Annotated in this window: 26 protein-coding genes; all 26 read left to right on the top strand. The window is 41.3% G+C overall.

Annotated features, from left to right (window positions below; genetic code table 11):
* Positions 1-10: 10 nt before the first annotated feature.
* The 26 genes from rpoC to rpmD all read left to right on the top strand — a co-directional run bounded on the left by rpoC (position 11) and on the right by rpmD (position 17,802).
* The gene (gene rpoC / locus F0342_RS23345) at positions 11-3,610 is read left to right on the top strand and encodes a DNA-directed RNA polymerase subunit beta' (protein WP_149158148.1); all 3,600 of its coding nucleotides are present in this window, start codon (positions 11-13) and stop codon (positions 3,608-3,610) included.
* A 160-nt stretch (positions 3,611-3,770) separates the two neighbouring features.
* Positions 3,771-4,019: a 50S ribosomal protein L7ae-like protein gene (locus tag F0342_RS23340; protein WP_148971237.1), complete on the top strand. Its 249-nt coding sequence runs from the start codon at positions 3,771-3,773 to the stop codon at positions 4,017-4,019.
* A 99-nt stretch (positions 4,020-4,118) separates the two neighbouring features.
* On the top strand, positions 4,119-4,541 hold the full coding sequence (gene rpsL / locus F0342_RS23335) for a 30S ribosomal protein S12 (protein ID WP_032085266.1): 423 nt from the start codon (positions 4,119-4,121) through the stop codon (positions 4,539-4,541).
* Positions 4,542-4,585: 44 nt separating this feature from the next.
* Complete coding sequence (gene rpsG, locus F0342_RS23330; protein ID WP_034765993.1) at positions 4,586-5,056, top strand: 30S ribosomal protein S7; 471 nt, start codon at positions 4,586-4,588, stop codon at positions 5,054-5,056.
* Between the two features lie 51 nt (positions 5,057-5,107).
* Entirely contained in the window at positions 5,108-7,186 is a 2,079-nt protein-coding gene (fusA, locus tag F0342_RS23325; RefSeq protein WP_149158147.1) for an elongation factor G, read from the top strand.
* A gap of 129 nt (positions 7,187-7,315) precedes the next feature.
* Positions 7,316-8,506 carry an elongation factor Tu gene (tuf, locus tag F0342_RS23320; RefSeq protein WP_113970887.1) on the top strand — a complete coding sequence of 397 codons (1,191 nt, stop codon included), beginning with the start codon at positions 7,316-7,318 and terminating at the stop codon, positions 8,504-8,506.
* Positions 8,507-9,098: 592 nt separating this feature from the next.
* Positions 9,099-9,407 (top strand): 30S ribosomal protein S10, encoded by a 309-nt coding sequence (gene rpsJ / locus F0342_RS23315; protein ID WP_007085291.1) that lies wholly within the window; start codon positions 9,099-9,101, stop codon positions 9,405-9,407.
* A 35-nt stretch (positions 9,408-9,442) separates the two neighbouring features.
* A complete protein-coding gene (rplC, locus tag F0342_RS23310) occupies positions 9,443-10,072 on the top strand; it encodes a 50S ribosomal protein L3 (RefSeq protein WP_148971239.1) in 630 nt (209 codons plus the stop codon).
* A 30-nt stretch (positions 10,073-10,102) separates the two neighbouring features.
* Positions 10,103-10,726 carry a 50S ribosomal protein L4 gene (gene rplD, locus F0342_RS23305; RefSeq protein ID WP_149158146.1) on the top strand — a complete coding sequence of 208 codons (624 nt, stop codon included), beginning with the start codon at positions 10,103-10,105 and terminating at the stop codon, positions 10,724-10,726.
* A complete protein-coding gene (gene rplW, locus F0342_RS23300; RefSeq protein ID WP_058300085.1) occupies positions 10,726-11,010 on the top strand; it encodes a 50S ribosomal protein L23 in 285 nt (94 codons plus the stop codon). Before rplD ends, rplW begins: the two co-directional genes overlap by 1 nt.
* A 31-nt stretch (positions 11,011-11,041) precedes the next feature.
* A complete protein-coding gene (gene rplB, locus F0342_RS23295) occupies positions 11,042-11,872 on the top strand; it encodes a 50S ribosomal protein L2 (protein ID WP_044340525.1) in 831 nt (276 codons plus the stop codon).
* A 60-nt stretch (positions 11,873-11,932) separates the two neighbouring features.
* Entirely contained in the window at positions 11,933-12,211 is a 279-nt protein-coding gene (rpsS, locus tag F0342_RS23290; RefSeq protein ID WP_148971241.1) for a 30S ribosomal protein S19, read from the top strand.
* A 19-nt stretch (positions 12,212-12,230) separates the two neighbouring features.
* Complete coding sequence (rplV, locus tag F0342_RS23285; RefSeq protein ID WP_034765976.1) at positions 12,231-12,572, top strand: 50S ribosomal protein L22; 342 nt, start codon at positions 12,231-12,233, stop codon at positions 12,570-12,572.
* A 3-nt stretch (positions 12,573-12,575) separates the two neighbouring features.
* Positions 12,576-13,232, top strand: a complete 657-nt coding sequence (gene rpsC, locus F0342_RS23280) for a 30S ribosomal protein S3 (RefSeq protein WP_034765973.1) — start codon at positions 12,576-12,578, stop codon at positions 13,230-13,232.
* Positions 13,233-13,234: 2 nt separating this feature from the next.
* The gene (gene rplP, locus F0342_RS23275; RefSeq protein ID WP_044340527.1) at positions 13,235-13,669 is read left to right on the top strand and encodes a 50S ribosomal protein L16; all 435 of its coding nucleotides are present in this window, start codon (positions 13,235-13,237) and stop codon (positions 13,667-13,669) included.
* A complete protein-coding gene (rpmC, locus tag F0342_RS23270) occupies positions 13,659-13,862 on the top strand; it encodes a 50S ribosomal protein L29 (protein ID WP_032085278.1) in 204 nt (67 codons plus the stop codon). Before rplP ends, rpmC begins: the two co-directional genes overlap by 11 nt.
* A gap of 20 nt (positions 13,863-13,882) precedes the next feature.
* On the top strand, positions 13,883-14,146 hold the full coding sequence (gene rpsQ / locus F0342_RS23265; protein WP_032085279.1) for a 30S ribosomal protein S17: 264 nt from the start codon (positions 13,883-13,885) through the stop codon (positions 14,144-14,146).
* Between the two features lie 44 nt (positions 14,147-14,190).
* On the top strand, positions 14,191-14,559 hold the full coding sequence (rplN, locus tag F0342_RS23260; protein ID WP_032085280.1) for a 50S ribosomal protein L14: 369 nt from the start codon (positions 14,191-14,193) through the stop codon (positions 14,557-14,559).
* Positions 14,560-14,599: 40 nt separating this feature from the next.
* Positions 14,600-14,911, top strand: coding sequence for a 50S ribosomal protein L24 (gene rplX, locus F0342_RS23255; RefSeq protein WP_034765969.1), 312 nt, complete (start codon positions 14,600-14,602; stop codon positions 14,909-14,911).
* Positions 14,912-14,937: 26 nt separating this feature from the next.
* Positions 14,938-15,477 (top strand): 50S ribosomal protein L5, encoded by a 540-nt coding sequence (gene rplE / locus F0342_RS23250; protein ID WP_148971242.1) that lies wholly within the window; start codon positions 14,938-14,940, stop codon positions 15,475-15,477.
* Positions 15,478-15,501: 24 nt separating this feature from the next.
* Complete coding sequence (locus F0342_RS23245) at positions 15,502-15,687, top strand: type Z 30S ribosomal protein S14 (RefSeq protein WP_010191505.1); 186 nt, start codon at positions 15,502-15,504, stop codon at positions 15,685-15,687.
* Positions 15,688-15,717: 30 nt separating this feature from the next.
* Entirely contained in the window at positions 15,718-16,116 is a 399-nt protein-coding gene (gene rpsH, locus F0342_RS23240; RefSeq protein ID WP_060674108.1) for a 30S ribosomal protein S8, read from the top strand.
* 30 nt (positions 16,117-16,146) lie between these two features.
* Positions 16,147-16,686: a 50S ribosomal protein L6 gene (gene rplF / locus F0342_RS23235; RefSeq protein ID WP_148971243.1), complete on the top strand. Its 540-nt coding sequence runs from the start codon at positions 16,147-16,149 to the stop codon at positions 16,684-16,686.
* Positions 16,687-16,719: 33 nt separating this feature from the next.
* Positions 16,720-17,082, top strand: coding sequence for a 50S ribosomal protein L18 (rplR, locus tag F0342_RS23230; protein WP_149158145.1), 363 nt, complete (start codon positions 16,720-16,722; stop codon positions 17,080-17,082).
* A 23-nt stretch (positions 17,083-17,105) separates the two neighbouring features.
* The gene (gene rpsE, locus F0342_RS23225; protein WP_113970896.1) at positions 17,106-17,606 is read left to right on the top strand and encodes a 30S ribosomal protein S5; all 501 of its coding nucleotides are present in this window, start codon (positions 17,106-17,108) and stop codon (positions 17,604-17,606) included.
* Between the two features lie 13 nt (positions 17,607-17,619).
* Complete coding sequence (rpmD, locus tag F0342_RS23220; RefSeq protein WP_044340532.1) at positions 17,620-17,802, top strand: 50S ribosomal protein L30; 183 nt, start codon at positions 17,620-17,622, stop codon at positions 17,800-17,802.
* The last annotated feature ends 1 nt before the right edge of the window (position 17,803 follow it).

Genomic DNA, 17,803 nt, shown 5'->3' with positions numbered 1-17,803 from the left:
GGTAGGCCCCTTGCTAGATGTAAATAATTTTGAGTATATGAAAATTGGTTTAGCTTCCCCCGATAAGATCCGTTCGTGGTCTTTCGGGGAGGTTAAAAAACCTGAAACGATTAACTATCGTACATTAAAACCTGAAAAAGACGGTTTGTTCTGTGAACGTATCTTCGGTCCTACGAAGGACTGGGAATGTCACTGTGGAAAATATAAACGCGTCCGTTATAAAGGCGTCGTTTGTGACCGCTGTGGTGTTGAAGTAACAAAGGCTAAAGTTCGTCGTGAACGTATGGGTCACATTGAGCTGGCTGCCCCTGTATCCCACATCTGGTACTTCAAAGGAATCCCAAGCCGTATGGGACTTGTTTTAGACATGTCTCCCCGCGCTTTGGAAGAAGTTATTTACTTCGCTTCCTATGTTGTAACAGAACCGGGTGACACGGCTCTGGAAAGAAAGCAACTTCTTTCTGAGAAAGAGTACCGTGCGTATCGTGAGAAATACGGAGTGAAATTCCAAGCTGCAATGGGAGCTGAAGCGATTAAAAAGCTTCTTCAAGACATTGACCTGGATAAAGAAGCTGATTTCCTTAAAGAAGAACTGAAAACAGCTCAAGGTCAACGCCGTACCCGTGCAATCAAACGTTTAGAAGTAGTGGAATCTTTCAGAAACTCAGGAAATGATCCGGATTGGATGATTCTTGATGTACTACCTGTCATTCCTCCAGAGCTTCGCCCGATGGTTCAGCTTGACGGTGGACGCTTTGCAACTTCTGACTTAAATGATTTATATCGTCGTGTTATTAACCGTAATAACCGCTTGAAACGTTTATTGGACCTTGGTGCTCCAAGTATCATCGTTCAAAACGAGAAGCGTATGCTTCAAGAAGCGGTCGACGCTTTAATTGATAATGGCCGTCGCGGACGTCCAGTTACTGGACCAGGTAACCGTCCATTAAAATCCCTTTCACACATGCTTAAAGGGAAGCAAGGTCGTTTCCGTCAGAACCTTCTTGGTAAACGTGTTGACTATTCAGGTCGTTCTGTAATCGTCGTTGGACCTAACCTTAAAATGTATCAATGTGGTCTTCCTAAAGAAATGGCTCTTGAGTTATTCAAACCATTTGTTATGAAAGAACTTGTTGAAAAAGGATTGGCTCACAACATTAAGAGTGCAAAACGCAAGATCGAACGCGTACAACCGGAAGTATGGGATGTATTAGAAGGGGTTATTAAAGAACATCCAGTTCTCTTAAACCGTGCACCTACTCTTCACAGACTTGGTATTCAAGCATTTGAACCAACTCTTGTCGAAGGTAGAGCGATCCGTCTTCACCCACTTGTATGTACTGCATACAACGCGGATTTTGATGGTGACCAAATGGCGGTTCACGTGCCTCTATCTTCTGAAGCACAAGCTGAAGCACGCATGCTGATGCTTGCTGCCCAAAACATTCTTAATCCGAAAGACGGTAAGCCAGTTGTTACTCCGTCCCAGGATATGGTATTAGGTAACTATTACCTTACACTTGAGCGTGAAAATGCTGTTGGTGAAGGTATGATCTTCAATGATGCAAATGAAGTCATCCTTGCTTATCAAAATGGTTATGTACACTTGCATACCCGTATTGCGATCCATGCCAGCACAATCAACAACAAAACGTTCACTGAGAAGCAAAATAAACAATTATTATTAACAACGGTAGGTAAAGTAATCTTTAACGAGATCTTGCCTGATACATTCCCGTTCATTAACGAACCAACAAGAACGAACTTGGAAGTAGCTACTCCTGAGAACTACTTTGTTGATCCGTCAACGGACGTTAAAGAAGTATTCCAAAACCGTGATTTAATCAACCCGTTCAAAAAAGGATTCTTAGGGAATATCATTGCGGAAGTATTCAAGAAGTTTGCTATAACTGAAACGTCTCGTATGCTTGATAAGATGAAAGACTTAGGATTCAAATACTCTACTAAAGCCGGTATTACGGTTGGTATCGCAGATATCGTCGTACTAGCGGAAAAAGAAGAAATCTTAATCGAAGCACAAAGTAAAGTAGACAACGTATTAAAACAATTTAAACGTGGTCTTATTACAGAAGATGAAAGATACGATCGTGTTATCTCAATCTGGAGTGCTGCGAAAGATACTATTCAAGGTAAATTAATGGCGACACTGGATAAACGCAACCCGATCTTCATGATGAGTGATTCAGGTGCCCGTGGTAACGCATCTAACTTTACTCAGCTTGCTGGTATGCGTGGACTGATGGCCAACCCGGCTGGTCGTATCATTGAGTTACCGATCAAATCAAGTTTCCGTGAAGGTTTAACGGTTCTTGAGTACTTTATCTCTACACATGGTGCCCGTAAAGGTCTTGCCGATACAGCACTGAAAACAGCTGACTCAGGTTACCTGACACGTCGTCTTGTTGATGTGGCCCAGGATGTAATCGTTCGTGAAGAAGACTGCGGGACGGACAGAGGCCTACTTGTAGGATCCATTAAAGAGGGTACAGAAATCATCGAGCCTCTTGAAGAACGTTTGCTTGGTCGTTACTCACGTAAAACATTACGTCACCCTGAGACAGATGAAATCATCATCACAGAAAATCAGCTGATCACAGAAGACTTAGCTAAGACGATCATTGATGCTGGTGTCGAACATGTTTCGATCCGTTCTGCTTTCACATGTAACACTAGACATGGTGTTTGTGAGAAATGTTACGGAACGAACTTGGCAACAGGACAAAAAGTCGAAGTAGGGGAAGCTGTTGGGATCATCGCTGCTCAATCCATCGGGGAACCGGGTACACAGTTAACGATGCGTACGTTCCATACTGGTGGGGTTGCAGGAGACGATATCACTCAAGGTTTACCGCGTATCCAAGAGATCTTCGAAGCGCGTAATCCTAAAGGTCAAGCCGTTATTTCTGAAATTGATGGTGTAATTACTTCCATCAGTGAAGGAAAAGATCGTCAGTACGAAATTACCGTTCAAGGTGATGTGGAAACGAGAAGTTACACAGCACCTTACACAGCCCGATTGAAATTCGCTGTGAATGATAAAGTAGTACGCGGTCAGGAAATCACTGAAGGTTCAATCGATCCAAAAGAACTTCTTAAAGTGCGTGATGTGTCAGCTGTACAAGAATACTTGCTGCGTGAGGTACAAAAAGTATACCGTATGCAAGGGGTTGAAATCGGCGACAAACACGTTGAGGTTATGGTTCGTCAAATGTTACGCAAGGTTCGTGTTATTGATGCGGGTGAATCTGAGGTACTACCAGGTACTCTTATGGACATCCATCAATTCAGAGATGCGAACGAAAAAGCCCTATTTGGCGGAAAGCTTCCAGCAACAGGACGTCCTGTACTGCTCGGAATCACCAAAGCTTCACTTGAAACGGACTCCTTCTTATCAGCAGCATCGTTCCAGGAAACAACTCGTGTGTTAACGGACGCTGCCATTAAAGGAAAACGTGATGAGTTACTTGGATTGAAAGAAAATGTTATCATCGGTAAATTGGTTCCTGCCGGTACAGGTATGCAACGTTACCGCAAGGCAGAGCCGGTATTAGCAGAAGATACTAGTGAAGAAACAGTAACAGTCGAGTAATCTATTTAGGCTAACTCTTAGGCGCGTTTGATTGCTCAAACATAAGCTCTAAGAGTTAGCTTTTATAAATCTTTTAAATCTATGTTGACACAGAGATTTTAAGATGATAATATATTCAAGGTTGCTCCTATTAATAACCTGTTACTTTGGAGGATATGGAATGTCTTATGAAAAAGTAGCGCAGGCTAAAGAAATTATTGTAGGAACAAAGCAAGCAGTGAAAGCTCTAAAAACAGGTCATGTACTAGAAGTTGTTATTGCGGAGGATGCTGATCCCAAAGTTACAGCGAAAGTAGTTCAGGCCGCTATTGATCTTAAAGTACCGGTTAACAAAGTCGATTCTATGAAGAAACTTGGTAAATCGTGCGGAATAGATGTTGGAGCAGCAGCTGTTGCGATTATACAGTAAAATAGTTTTTGTAGAAGCTATCTGCAAAAACTTTACTTTTACCCAAAAAAGAACCACCTGGATGTGTGGGCTTACCAAATAAGAAGGGAGGAAAACAAAATGCCAACTATTAACCAATTAGTTCGCAAGCCTCGTCAGTCTAAATCAACTAAATCAAAGTCACCTGCACTTAACAAAGGTTATAACAGCTTTAAGAAAGTGCACACGAACTTGTCTTCTCCACAAAAACGTGGTGTATGTACTCGTGTTGGTACAATGACTCCAAAGAAACCGAACTCGGCGCTACGTAAATATGCTCGTGTTCGTTTAACAAATGGAATCGAGGTTACTGCTTACATTCCTGGTATCGGACATAACCTTCAAGAGCACAGTGTTGTTCTTATCCGTGGAGGACGTGTAAAGGATTTACCGGGAGTACGTTATCACATCGTACGTGGTGCGCTTGATACAGCTGGAGTTGAAGGCCGTATGCAAGGACGTTCTAAATACGGAACTAAGCGCCCTAAAGCAGCAAAAAAATAATAAAAAAATCATAAATTCATTTCTCGTTGAAAGGAGGAAATCACATGCCACGTAAAGGTCCTGTAGCAAAAAGAGACGTTTTACCTGATCCAATGTACAATTCAAAATTAGTTACTCGTTTAATCAACAAAATCATGATTGACGGTAAAAGAGGTAAAGCTCAAAAGAAACTATACGCTGCGTTTGATATCATTAGCGAGCGTTCAGGTAAAGATGCAATGGAAGTATTCGATGCAGCTCTTAAAAATATCATGCCGGTATTAGAAGTTAAAGCTCGTCGTGTTGGTGGTTCAAACTATCAAGTACCTGTAGAGGTGCGTCCAGAGCGTCGTACTACACTAGGTCTTCGTTGGTTAGTAAACTACTCTCGTCTTCGCGGTGAGAAGACAATGGAAGAGCGTTTAGCTAACGAAATCCTTGATGCAGCTAATAACACTGGAGCTTCTGTTAAGAAGCGTGAAGATACACACAAGATGGCTGAAGCGAACAAAGCGTTTGCTCACTATCGTTGGTAATCTGATTTTAAACAAACAAATCATTCTCATATAAGGAAGGAGAAAGACCGCATGCCTAGAGAGTTCTCCTTAGAAAACACTCGTAATATCGGTATCATGGCTCACATCGATGCTGGTAAAACAACTGCAACTGAGCGTATCCTATTTTATACAGGTCGTATCCATAAAATTGGAGAAACTCACGAAGGTGCTTCTCAAATGGACTGGATGGAGCAAGAGCAGGAGCGTGGTATCACTATCACTTCTGCTGCGACAACAGCTCAATGGAAAGGTCATCGTATTAACATCATCGATACACCGGGACACGTAGACTTCACTGTTGAAGTTGAGCGTTCATTGCGTGTACTTGATGGTGCAGTTGCAGTACTTGATGCTCAATCTGGTGTTGAGCCTCAAACTGAAACTGTTTGGCGCCAAGCGACAACATACGGGGTTCCCCGTGTTGTGTTCGTTAACAAAATGGACAAAATCGGTGCTGACTTCCTTTACTCTGTTGGGACACTTCATGAACGTTTACAAGCGAATGCGCATCCTATTCAGCTTCCAATCGGTGCTGAGGATGATTTCGAAGGTATCATCGACTTAGTAGAAATGAAAGCTTACTTCTATGAAGATGACCTTGGAACACGTGCAGACGCTCGTGACATTCCTGAAGAGTACAAAGATCAAGCTGATGAATACCGCGGAAAGTTAATTGAAGCAGTTTCTGAACTTGATGAAGAGCTTATGATGAAGTACTTAGAAGGTGAAGAGCTTTCTAACGAAGAAATCAAAGCTGCTATCCGTGCGGCAACACTGACTGTTGAGTTCTACCCGGTAGTTTGTGGATCTGCATTTAAAAACAAAGGGGTTCAATTATTAATTGACTCAGTTATTGACTATCTTCCAGCGCCAACAGATGTTGAAGATATCAAAGGTTTTGTTCCTGATACAGAAGAAGAAGTAACTCGTCCATCAGCTGACGATGCGCCATTCTCTGCTTTAGCGTTCAAAGTTGCAACTGACCCTTATGTTGGTAAATTAACATTCTTCCGTGTGTACTCAGGAACATTAGATTCTGGTTCATACGTAAGAAACTCTTCTAAAGGTAAACGTGAGCGCGTAGGACGTATCCTGCAAATGCACGCTAACTCCCGTGAAGAAATCTCTACTGTTTACGCTGGAGACATTGCAGCAGCAGTTGGACTGAAAGATACAAGTACTGGAGATACACTATGTGATGAAAAGAGTCTTGTGATTCTAGAATCAATGGTATTCCCAGAGCCGGTTATCTCTCTATCTGTTGAGCCTAAATCAAAGGCTGACCAAGATAAAATGACTACTGCTCTACAAAAACTTCAAGAGGAAGATCCAACATTCCGTGCGCATACTGACCAGGAAACTGGACAGGTTATCATCGCGGGTATGGGTGAGCTTCACTTAGATATCATCGTTGACCGTATGAAACGTGAATTCAAAGTAGAAGCAAACGTAGGTGCTCCTCAAGTATCTTATCGTGAGACTTTCCGTGATACGGCTAAAGTTGAAGGTAAGTTCGCCCGTCAATCTGGTGGACGTGGACAATTCGGACACGTTTGGATCGAATTCTCACCTAACGAAGAAGGTAAAGGATTCGAATTCGAGAACGGTATCGTCGGTGGTGTTGTTCCTCGTGAATACATCCCTGCAGTACAAGCCGGTCTATCTGACGCTTTAGAAAATGGTGTCTTAGCTGGTTTCCCACTTGTTGATGTTAAAGCAAGATTATTCGATGGTTCATACCATGATGTTGACTCCTCTGAAATGGCGTTTAAAATCGCTGCTTCAATGGCACTTAAGAATGCTGCTTCTAAATGTAAGCCAGTAATCTTAGAGCCAATGATGAAGGTTGAGGTTGTTATCCCTGAGGAATACCTTGGAGATATCATGGGTGATGTAACTTCCCGTCGTGGACGTGTAGAAGGTATGGAAGCACGCGGTAACGCTCAAGTCGTTAAAGCGTTCGTACCTCTATCAGAAATGTTTGGATATGCAACATCCCTTCGTTCTAACACACAAGGACGTGGAACATACTCCATGCACTTCGATCACTATGAAGAAGTACCTAAATCGATTTCTGAAGAAATCATCAAAAAAAATAAAGGTGAATAATTGATTTATTCCCTTTTATAAAGTATAAATACTAATGTAAGCAATTGTTGTGTCAGAGATGGTTATTTAGCTATCTCTGAGGCATCCAAAATATACTTATTTTCTTTAAAATCAAAGGAGGATTTTCAAATGGGTAAGGAAAAATTTGATCGTTCCAAGCAACATGCGAATATCGGTACAATCGGTCACGTTGACCATGGTAAAACAACTCTAACAGCTGCAATCACAACTACACTTCACAAGAAGTATGGTCGTGGAACTGCAATGGCATATGACCAAATTGACGGTGCTCCAGAAGAAAGAGAGCGTGGAATCACAATCTCTACTGCGCACGTTGAGTATGAAACTGATACTCGTCACTATGCACACGTTGACTGCCCAGGACATGCTGACTATGTTAAAAACATGATCACTGGTGCAGCACAAATGGATGGTGGGATCCTAGTAGTTTCTGCTGCTGATGGCCCAATGCCACAAACTCGTGAGCACATCCTTCTTTCTCGTCAAGTAGGTGTTCCATACCTAGTTGTATTCATGAACAAATGTGACATGGTAGACGACGAAGAGCTACTTGAATTAGTAGAAATGGAAGTACGTGACCTTCTTTCTGAGTACGATTTCCCTGGCGATGACGTACCAGTAATCAAAGGTTCTGCTCTTAAAGCTCTTGAAGGAGAAGCTGAGTGGGAAGAAAAAATCTACGAACTTATGGAAGCTGTAGATAGCTACATCCCAACTCCAGAGCGTGACACTGAAAAGCCATTCATGATGCCTGTTGAGGATGTATTCTCAATCACAGGTCGTGGTACAGTTGCTACTGGTCGTGTTGAGCGTGGACAAGTTAAAGTTGGAGACACTATCGACATCATCGGTCTTTCTGAAGAGCCAAAATCTACAACTGTAACAGGTGTAGAAATGTTCCGTAAGCTTCTTGACTATGCTGAAGCTGGAGACAACATCGGTGCACTACTTCGTGGTGTAGCTCGTGAAGATATCCAACGTGGACAAGTACTTGCTAAGCCAGGTACAATCACTCCACACACAAAGTTCAAAGCAGAAGTTTATGTTCTTTCTAAAGAAGAAGGTGGACGTCATACTCCATTCTTCACTAACTACCGCCCACAGTTCTACTTCCGTACAACTGACGTAACTGGTATCTGTAACCTTCCTGAAGGTGTAGAAATGGTTATGCCTGGCGATAACATCGAAATGACTGTTGAGCTTATCGCTCCAATCGCTATCGAAGAAGGTACTAAGTTCTCTATCCGTGAGGGTGGACGTACTGTAGGTGCTGGAGTAGTAGCTACAATCACTGAGTAATCATTGCTATCAAAAACAGATGGACATCATGTCCATCTGTTTTTTTGTGTTTAAATAGCTATATACTGGTAGAGTGTTTTAACTAACAAGATAGAAGTTTGACGAGTTTCTTCTATAGAGTACTTATATTCTGCGATAATGAAATATCACTTATATTAATGGTGCTAACTTGTGTAATATGTTCAGGATCGAAGCGCAATTGTAAAAACTAAGTTGATTGGAGCGGAAATCAACAAGCACTCACTCTTGAGGAAATAGTATAGCAAAGAGCTATTTAAGAATGGTTAATATTTTTCTATGGATTAAAGTACTTTGATCCATTAATACTGTTATATTAAATATTGTGAAAATACCACATAACCTTGAAAATAACACGGTTCGTTTGTATAATAGAGAAAGTATGCAAAACATAAAGAATTTGCAAGAAACAGTTGCATCTTCTAGGTGTTTTAGTTATAATAGACAATGTTGGTCTTTGACTGCGATGAAACAGAAGGTTGCTGACACACACGGCCGCTTTGCCATGGCGAGTGTGTGGGAAATTTCTGTGGAGAATGTCTATTCAAAAATAGGCGATAAAGGAGGGAAAATAATGGCAAAACAAAAGATTCGTATCCGTTTAAAGGCTTATGATCACAGAATTCTTGATCAATCAGCTGAGAAAATTGTTGAAACAGCAAAACGTTCTGGTGCGGCGGTTTCTGGACCGATCCCACTACCGACTGAAAAGTCTGTTTACACAATCTTACGTGCTGTGCACAAATACAAAGATTCTCGTGAGCAATTCGAAATGCGTACTCATAAACGCTTAATCGACATTGTAAACCCAACACCTCAAACTGTTGATGCGCTTATGCGTTTAGACTTACCATCAGGTGTAGATATCGAAATCAAACTTTAATTCATAAAAACCATAATTATTAGGAGGTGTGACTTATGACCAAAGGAATCTTAGGAAGAAAGATTGGTATGACTCAAGTTTTTGCTGAAAACGGTGATCTTATCCCTGTAACTGTTATCGAAGCTGCTCAAAACGTGGTACTTCAAAAGAAATCTATCGATGTTGATGGCTACGAAGCTATCCAAGTAGGTTTTGAAGACAAACGTGAAAAGCTTTCTAACAAACCAGAGAGAGGCCACGTTGCTAAAGCTGAAACTGCTCCTAAGCGCTTCATCCGTGAAATCCGCGGTGTAAACGTAGAAGAGTACGAAGTTGGTCAAGAAGTCAAAGTTGATATTTTCGCGGCAGGCGAAATCGTAGATGTAACAGGAGTTTCAAAAGGTAAAGGATTCCAAGGTGCTATCAAGCGTCATAACCAATCTCGCGGACCTATGTCCCATGGTTCTCGTTATCACCGTCGTCCTGGTTCAATGGGTCCTGTTGATCCAAACCGTGTATTCAAAGGTAAATTACTACCTGGACGTATGGGCGGAGAGCAAATTACAATTCAAAACCTTGAAATTGTAAAAGTTGATGCTGATCGTAACCTTATCTTAGTTAAAGGTAATGTACCTGGACCTAAGAAACAACTGATCAAAGTAAAGTCAGCTATTAAAGCAAACTAATAGAACTTTTCAAGAAAGGAGGAAACAAGAATGCCGAAAGTAGCATTATTTAACCAAAGCGGTTCTAAAGTTGGTGATATCGAACTTAATGACACTGTTTTTGGTATCGAACCAAACAAACATGTAATGTTTGAAGCAGTATTGATGCAAAGAGCTTCTTTACGTCAAGGGAATCACAAAGTAAAAAATCGTTCTGAAGTACGTGGCGGTGGGCGTAAGCCTTGGCGTCAAAAAGGAACTGGCCGTGCTCGTCAAGGGTCAATCCGTTCTCCACAATGGCGCGGTGGTGGTACTGTATTTGGACCAGTTCCACGCAGCTACAGCTACAAACTTCCTAAGAAAGTTCGTCGCTTAGCGATCAAATCTGCACTTTCTTCTAAAGTAGTAGAAGAAAACATCTTAGTATTAGAAGCATTATCATTCGATGCTCCTAAAACAAAAGAATTTGCTAGCGTTCTTAAAGGTCTTTCTGTTGATTCTAAAACATTAGTAATCACTGATGGCATCGACGAAAACGTAGCACTTTCAGCTCGTAACATCCCTGGTGTAACTGTTGTTCCTGCTGATGGAATTAGCGTTCTGGATGTATTAGGACACGACAAACTAGTGATCACTAAATCAGCTGTTGAAAAAGTAGAGGAGGTGCTTGCATAATGGATGTACGTGAAATCATTAAGCGCCCCGTAATTACAGAGGCTTCAACTGATCTTATGTCTGAGAAAAAGTATACTTTCGAAGTTGATACTAGAGCTAACAAAACTCAAGTAAAAGACGCTGTTGAAGAAATCTTTGACGTGAAAGTAGATAAAGTTAACATCATGAACTACAAAGGTAAGTTCAAACGTATGGGTAAACACGCTGGTTACACTAACAAGCGTCGTAAAGCAATCGTTAAGCTTACTGCTGATAGTAAAGAAATCGAATTCTTTGAAGTATAAAATTCTTTAATTAAGAAGAGGAGGGAAAAACATGGCGATTAAAAAGTATAAACCTACCTCTAATGGTCGTCGCGGCATGACTAGTTCTGATTTCGCTGAAATCACTACAGATTCTCCGGAAAAGTCACTTTTAGCACCCCTACACAAAAAGGGTGGCCGTAACAACCAAGGTAAGTTAACAGTTCGTCATCAAGGTGGCGGTCATAAGCGCCAATACCGTATCATCGATTTCAAACGTGAAAAAGATGGTATACCTGGACGCGTTGCTACGATCGAATACGATCCAAACCGCTCAGCAAACATTGCACTAATTAACTACGCTGATGGGGAAAAACGTTACATTCTTGCACCGAAAACAATCGAAGTAGGTATGGAAGTAATGTCTGGACCTGAAGCAGATATTAAAGTGGGTAACGCATTACCACTAATCAACATCCCAGTTGGTACAATTGTACACAATATCGAACTTAAACCAGGTAAGGGTGGCCAGTTAGTACGTTCTGCTGGAACATCTGCTCAAGTACTTGGTAAAGAAGGTAAATATGTACTTGTACGTCTTAACTCTGGTGAAACTCGTATGATTCTTTCTGCTTGTCGTGCTACTGTAGGTCAAGTTGGAAATGAACAACACGAACTTATCAACATTGGTAAAGCCGGACGTTCTCGTTGGTTAGGTAAACGCCCAACAGTTCGTGGTTCTGTAATGAACCCTAACGATCACCCACACGGTGGTGGTGAAGGACGCGCTCCAATCGGACGTAAATCACCAATGTCTCCATGGGGTAAACCTACTCTTGGATACAAGACACGTAAGAAAAACAACAAATCTGATAAATTTATTGTGCGTCGTCGCAAAAAATAACGGGATTGTACTACGGTTCCTGAAAAGAGCCGTAGATCAATCACGAAGGGAGGTTCAAACATGGGTCGTAGCTTAAAAAAAGGACCTTTTGTTGATGATCATTTAATGAGTAAGGTTGAGAAATTGAACGAAACTGAAGGCAAACAAGTTGTTAAAACTTGGTCTCGTCGCTCAACGATCTTCCCAGCATTCATCGGTCACACTATCGCAGTTTACGATGGTCGTAAACATGTACCTGTATACGTCACTGAAGACATGGTAGGACACAAGCTTGGTGAATTCGCACCATCTCGTACTTACAAAGGTCATGCAAGTGATGATAAGAAAACAAGACGCTAATTGAGAGGAGGGTATCCTAATGCAAGCAAAAGCTGTTGCAAGAACAGTACGTATTGCTCCTCGTAAAGTACGTTTAGTCGTTGATCTAATCCGAGGTAAGCAAGTTGGAGAAGCGGTTGCTATCTTAAAGCATACACCTAAAGCTGCTTCACCAGTAATCGAAAAAGTACTTAAGTCTGCTATTGCGAACGCAGAGCACAACTTTGACATGGATATTAATAGCCTAGTGGTAACTGAGGCTTATGTAAATGAAGGACCAACACTTAAACGTTTCCGTCCTCGTGCGATGGGACGTGCAAGTCAAATTAACAAACGTACAAGTCACATTACACTTGTCGTATCAGAAAAGAAGGAGGGATAAGCTGTGGGTCAAAAAGTACATCCGGTCGGACTTCGTGTCGGTATAATCCGTGATTGGGAATCTAAATGGTACGCAGATAAAGATTACGCTAATCTATTACACGAAGACATTAAAGTACGTGAATATATTGCAAAACGTTTAGTAGACGCTTCTGTTTCTAAAGTAGAAATCGAGCGCGCTGCAAATCGTATTAACATTACTGTTCATACAGCTAAGCCTGGTATGGTTATCGGTAAAGGTGGTACAGAAGTTGAAGCTCTTCGTAAAGCACTTAACGAACTTACTTCAAAACGTGTACACATCAACATCGTTGAAATCAAAAGAGCTGACGTTGATGCTAAATTAGTGGCAGAAAACATTGCTCGTCAATTAGAAAACCGTGTTTCTTTCCGTCGTGCTCAAAAGCAATCAATCCAACGTGCTATGCGTGCTGGAGCAAAAGGAATCAAAACACAAGTATCTGGTCGTTTAGGCGGAGCAGATATCGCTCGTGCAGAACATTACAGTGAAGGTACTGTTCCACTTCATACACTACGCGCTGACATTGACTATGCTCATGCAGAAGCTGACACAACTTATGGTAAGCTTGGCGTTAAAGTATGGATCTATCGTGGAGAAGTTCTTCCTACAAGAAAGAAATCTGAGGAAGGAGGCAAATAATTATGTTATTACCTAAACGCGTTAAACATCGTCGCGAACACCGCGGAAAAATGCGTGGACGTGCTAAAGGCGGTCAAGAGGTAGCGTTCGGTGAATACGGTTTACAAGCAGTTGAAGCTTCTTGGATCACAAACCGTCAAATCGAGGCAGCTCGTATCGCTATGACTCGTTACATGAAACGTGGCGGTAAAGTATGGATTAAAATCTTCCCTCATAAACCTTACACTGCAAAACCTTTAGAAGTACGTATGGGTTCAGGTAAAGGTGCTCCAGAAGGTTGGGTAGCAGTAGTTAAGCCTGGAAAAATCATGTTTGAAATCGCTGGTGTGTCTGAAGAGGTAGCTCGTGAAGCACTTCGTCTAGCATCACACAAACTTCCAATCAAAACGAAGTTTGTAAAACGTGAGGAAATTGGTGGTGAATCAAATGAAAACTAATGAAATTCGTGACCTAACCACTGCTGAAATTGAACAAAAAGTAAAAACTCTAAAAGAAGAGTTATTTAACCTTCGCTTCCAACTTGCGACTGGGCAATTAGAAAATACAGCTCGCATCCGTGAAGTCCGCAAAGGGATCGCTCGTATGAAAACTGTAATCCGTGAAAGAGAGATCGGGGTTAACAATCGATAAATGAGAGGAGGTTTGCTTAAATGAGTGACCGCAACCAACGTAAGGTATACACTGGCCGTGTTGTTTCCGACAAAATGGATAAAACAGTAACGGTTATGGTAGAAACTTATAAAAAGCATTCTCTATACGGCAAGCGCGTTAAGTACTCTAAGAAGTTTAAAACTCATGATGAGAACAACGAAGCAAAAGTAGGCGATATCGTACGTATCATGGAGACTCGTCCACTATCTGCTACAAAACGTTTCCGTTTAGTAGAAGTTGTTGAAAAAGCAGTTATTATCTAATATATTTGTTCGGATATTTTATATTCCGAAGGGAGGTTACCTACATGATTCAACAAGAATCACGTTTAAAAGTTGCTGACAACTCTGGTGCTCGTGAAGTATTAACTATCAAAGTGCTTGGTGGTTCTGGACGCAAAACAGCTAACATCGGTGATGTTATCGTGTGTACAGTAAAACAAGCAACACCAGGTGGCGTTGTTAAAAAAGGTGACGTAGTAAAAGCGGTTGTTGTACGTACTAAATCTGGTGTACGTCGTCAAGACGGTACTTACATTAAGTTCGACGAGAACGCTTGTGTAATTATCCGTGACGATAAGGGACCACGTGGAACTCGTATCTTCGGACCTGTTGCTCGCGAACTACGTGACAGCAACTTTATGAAAATTGTATCTTTAGCTCCAGAAGTTCTTTAATAGATATTTAGCATTGGGCCATTCAAGGAGGTGCGATGAAATGCATGTAAAAAAAGGCGATAAAGTAATGGTCATTACTGGGAAAGATAAAGGCAAAACAGGTGTTGTTCTTGCTTCATTCCCTAAGAAAGACCGAGTGCTAGTTGAAGGAATCAACGTTGTGAAAAAACACGCTAAGCCTTCACAGATGAACCCGCAAGGCGGAATCATCAGCCAAGAAGCATCTATCCATGTATCAAATGTTATGCTTCTAGATCCGAAATCTAACGAGCCAACTCGTGTAGGTTATAAGACAGAAGACGGCAAAAAAGTACGTGTAGCAAAAAAATCAGGTGAAGTTCTAGATAAATAGTACGATTAAGAAGGGAGGTATTCTGAATGAACCGCCTAAAAGAAAAATTTCAACAAGAAATCAGTCCAGCTCTAGTGAGCAAATTCAATTACAAATCAGTAATGGAAGTACCTAAAGTTGAAAAGATCGTTGTCAACATGGGTATCGGTGAAGCTGTTCAAAACTCAAAAGCTCTTGATGTAGCTGTTGATGAGTTGACTCAAATCACTGGTCAAAAGCCAGTTGTAACGAAAGCTAAAAAATCTATCGCAGGCTTCCGTCTTCGTGAAGGTATGCCTATCGGTGCAAAAGTTACTCTTCGCGGAGAGCGTATGTACCAATTCTTAGATAAATTAATTTCTGTTTCACTTCCACGTGTACGTGACTTCCGTGGTGTTTCTAAAAAAGCATTCGACGGTCGCGGTAACTACACATTAGGAGTTAAAGAGCAATTGATTTTCCCTGAGATTGACTATGATAAAGTGTCTAAAGTACGTGGTATGGATATCGTAATCGTAACAACTGCGAACACAGACGAAGAAGCTCGTGAATTATTGACACAAATCGGAATGCCATTCCAAAAGTAATCGCTATATAAGGGAGGCGAAAATGTGGCTAAAAAATCTATGATTGCGAAACAAAAACGCACGCCAAAGCATAATGTTCAAGCGTACACACGTTGCGAACGTTGCGGACGTCCTCATTCAGTTATCCGTAAATTCAAGCTTTGCCGTATTTGTTTCCGTGAACTTGCATACAAGGGTCAGATTCCTGGCGTTAAGAAAGCTAGTTGGTAATACCCTATATTGGGAAGGAGGTAAATTATTATGACAATGACAGATCCAATTGCAGATTTGCTTACTCGCATCCGTAATGCGAACATGGTTCGTCACGAAAGATTAGAAGTTCCTGCTTCTAACATCAAGAAAGAAATTGCAGAAATCCTTAAACGTGAAGGTTTCGTACGTGACGTAGAATATGTAGAAGATAACAAGCAAGGTGTTATCCGCATTTTCTTAAAATATGGAGCAAACAACGAACGTGTAATTACTGGATTAAAGCGTATCTCTAAACCTGGTTTACGTGTATATGCGAAATCTACAGAAGTACCTAGAGTATTAAACGGTTTAGGTATCGCACTTGTTTCTACTTCTACAGGTGTTTTAACTGATAAAGAAGCTCGTGCTCAACAAGTAGGCGGAGAAGTACTAGCTTACGTTTGGTAATATTTTTTATATGAATGGAGGTGCAACAGGATGTCACGTGTAGGAAAACTACCAATCGAAATTCCATCTGACGTTACTCTAACAGTAGGTGAAGATAACACTGTAACTGTAAAAGGACCTAAAGGGGAACTTTCTCGTACATTCAATTCTGATATTAAAGTAGAATTAGAAGGAAACGTAGCAACAGTTACTCGCCCTTCTGATGCAAAAGAACACCGCGCGTTACACGGTACAACTCGTGCCCTAATCGCGAACATGGTTGAAGGTGTATCTAAAGGATTCCAAAGAAATCTTGAGCTTGTCGGTGTAGGTTACCGTGCTCAAAAACAAGGTACTAAGCTTGTACTTAACGTTGGTTACTCTCACCCAGTTGAGATCGAACCAGAACAAGGTATCGAGATCGAAGTACCGGCAAACACAAAGATATCTATCAAAGGTATCGATAAAGAACGTGTTGGAGCATTAGCTGCAAACATTCGTGCTGTACGCTCTCCTGAGCCTTACAAAGGAAAAGGTATTCGCTACGAAGGTGAATATGTTCGTCGTAAAGAAGGTAAAACAGGTAAATAATGCCGCGTAGGCAAAAGAAAGGAGTGACCGTAGGTGATTACTAAGCCAGATAAGAACAAAACACGTAAGAAGAGACATGCTCGTGTCCGTTCAAAAATTACTGGAACTGAAACTCGTCCTCGTTTGAACGTTTTCCGTTCTAACAAAAATATCTACGCTCAACTTATCGATGACGTGAACGGTGTTACTCTAGCAAGTGCATCTTCTCAAGATAAAGATTTCGATCTAGACTCAGCTGCTACTATCGATGCAGCAGCAAAAGTTGGAGAACTAGTAGCGAAACGTGCAGTAGATAAAGGAATGAAATCCGTGGTATTTGACCGTGGAGGATATTTATATCATGGCCGTATCAAAGCTTTAGCTGAAGCAGCTCGTGAAAACGGCTTAGAATTTTAATAAAAAAAGGAGGGACAATCCAGATGCGTCGTATTGATCCAAGTAAACTAGAATTTGAAGAACGCGTAGTTACAATCAATCGTGTTGCGAAAGTTGTTAAAGGTGGACGTCGTTTCCGTTTCGCTGCTCTTGTAGTAGTAGGCGACAAAAACGGTCACGTTGGTTTCGGAACTGGTAAAGCTCAGGAAGTACCTGATGCAATCCGTAAAGCGATTGAAGATGCGAAGAAAAATCTAATTGAAGTTCCTATGGTTGATGGTACAACACCTCACCTAGTAACTGGACGATTTGGTGCTGGTCAAATTCTGATCAAACCTGCTTCTGCGGGTACAGGAATTATTGCTGGTGGACCTGTTCGTGCCGTACTTGAATTAGCTGGTGTTCAAGATATCCTATCTAAATCTTTAGGATCTAACACTCCAATTAACATGGTTCGCGCTACTATCGAAGGTTTAAAACAATTAAAGCGTGCTGAAGACGTTGCAAAATTACGTGGTAAATCAGTAGAAGAGATATTAGGATAAGGGAGGGATAACGATGGCTAACAAACTAGAAATTACCCTCACTCGCAGTACAATTGGACGTCCACAAGATCAACGTAAAACTGTTGAAGCTTTAGGACTTCGCAAAATGCATCAAACAGTTGAACAACAAGATAATGCTGCTATCCGCGGTATGATCAACAAAGTTGCTCACCTTGTAACGGTTACAGAAAAATAAT

The sequence above is a fragment of the Bacillus sp. CH30_1T genome, from assembly GCF_008364765.1.
Classification (GTDB): domain Bacteria; phylum Bacillota; class Bacilli; order Bacillales; family Bacillaceae_B; genus Rossellomorea.
This window is presented reverse-complemented; position numbering and strand designations above follow the sequence as displayed.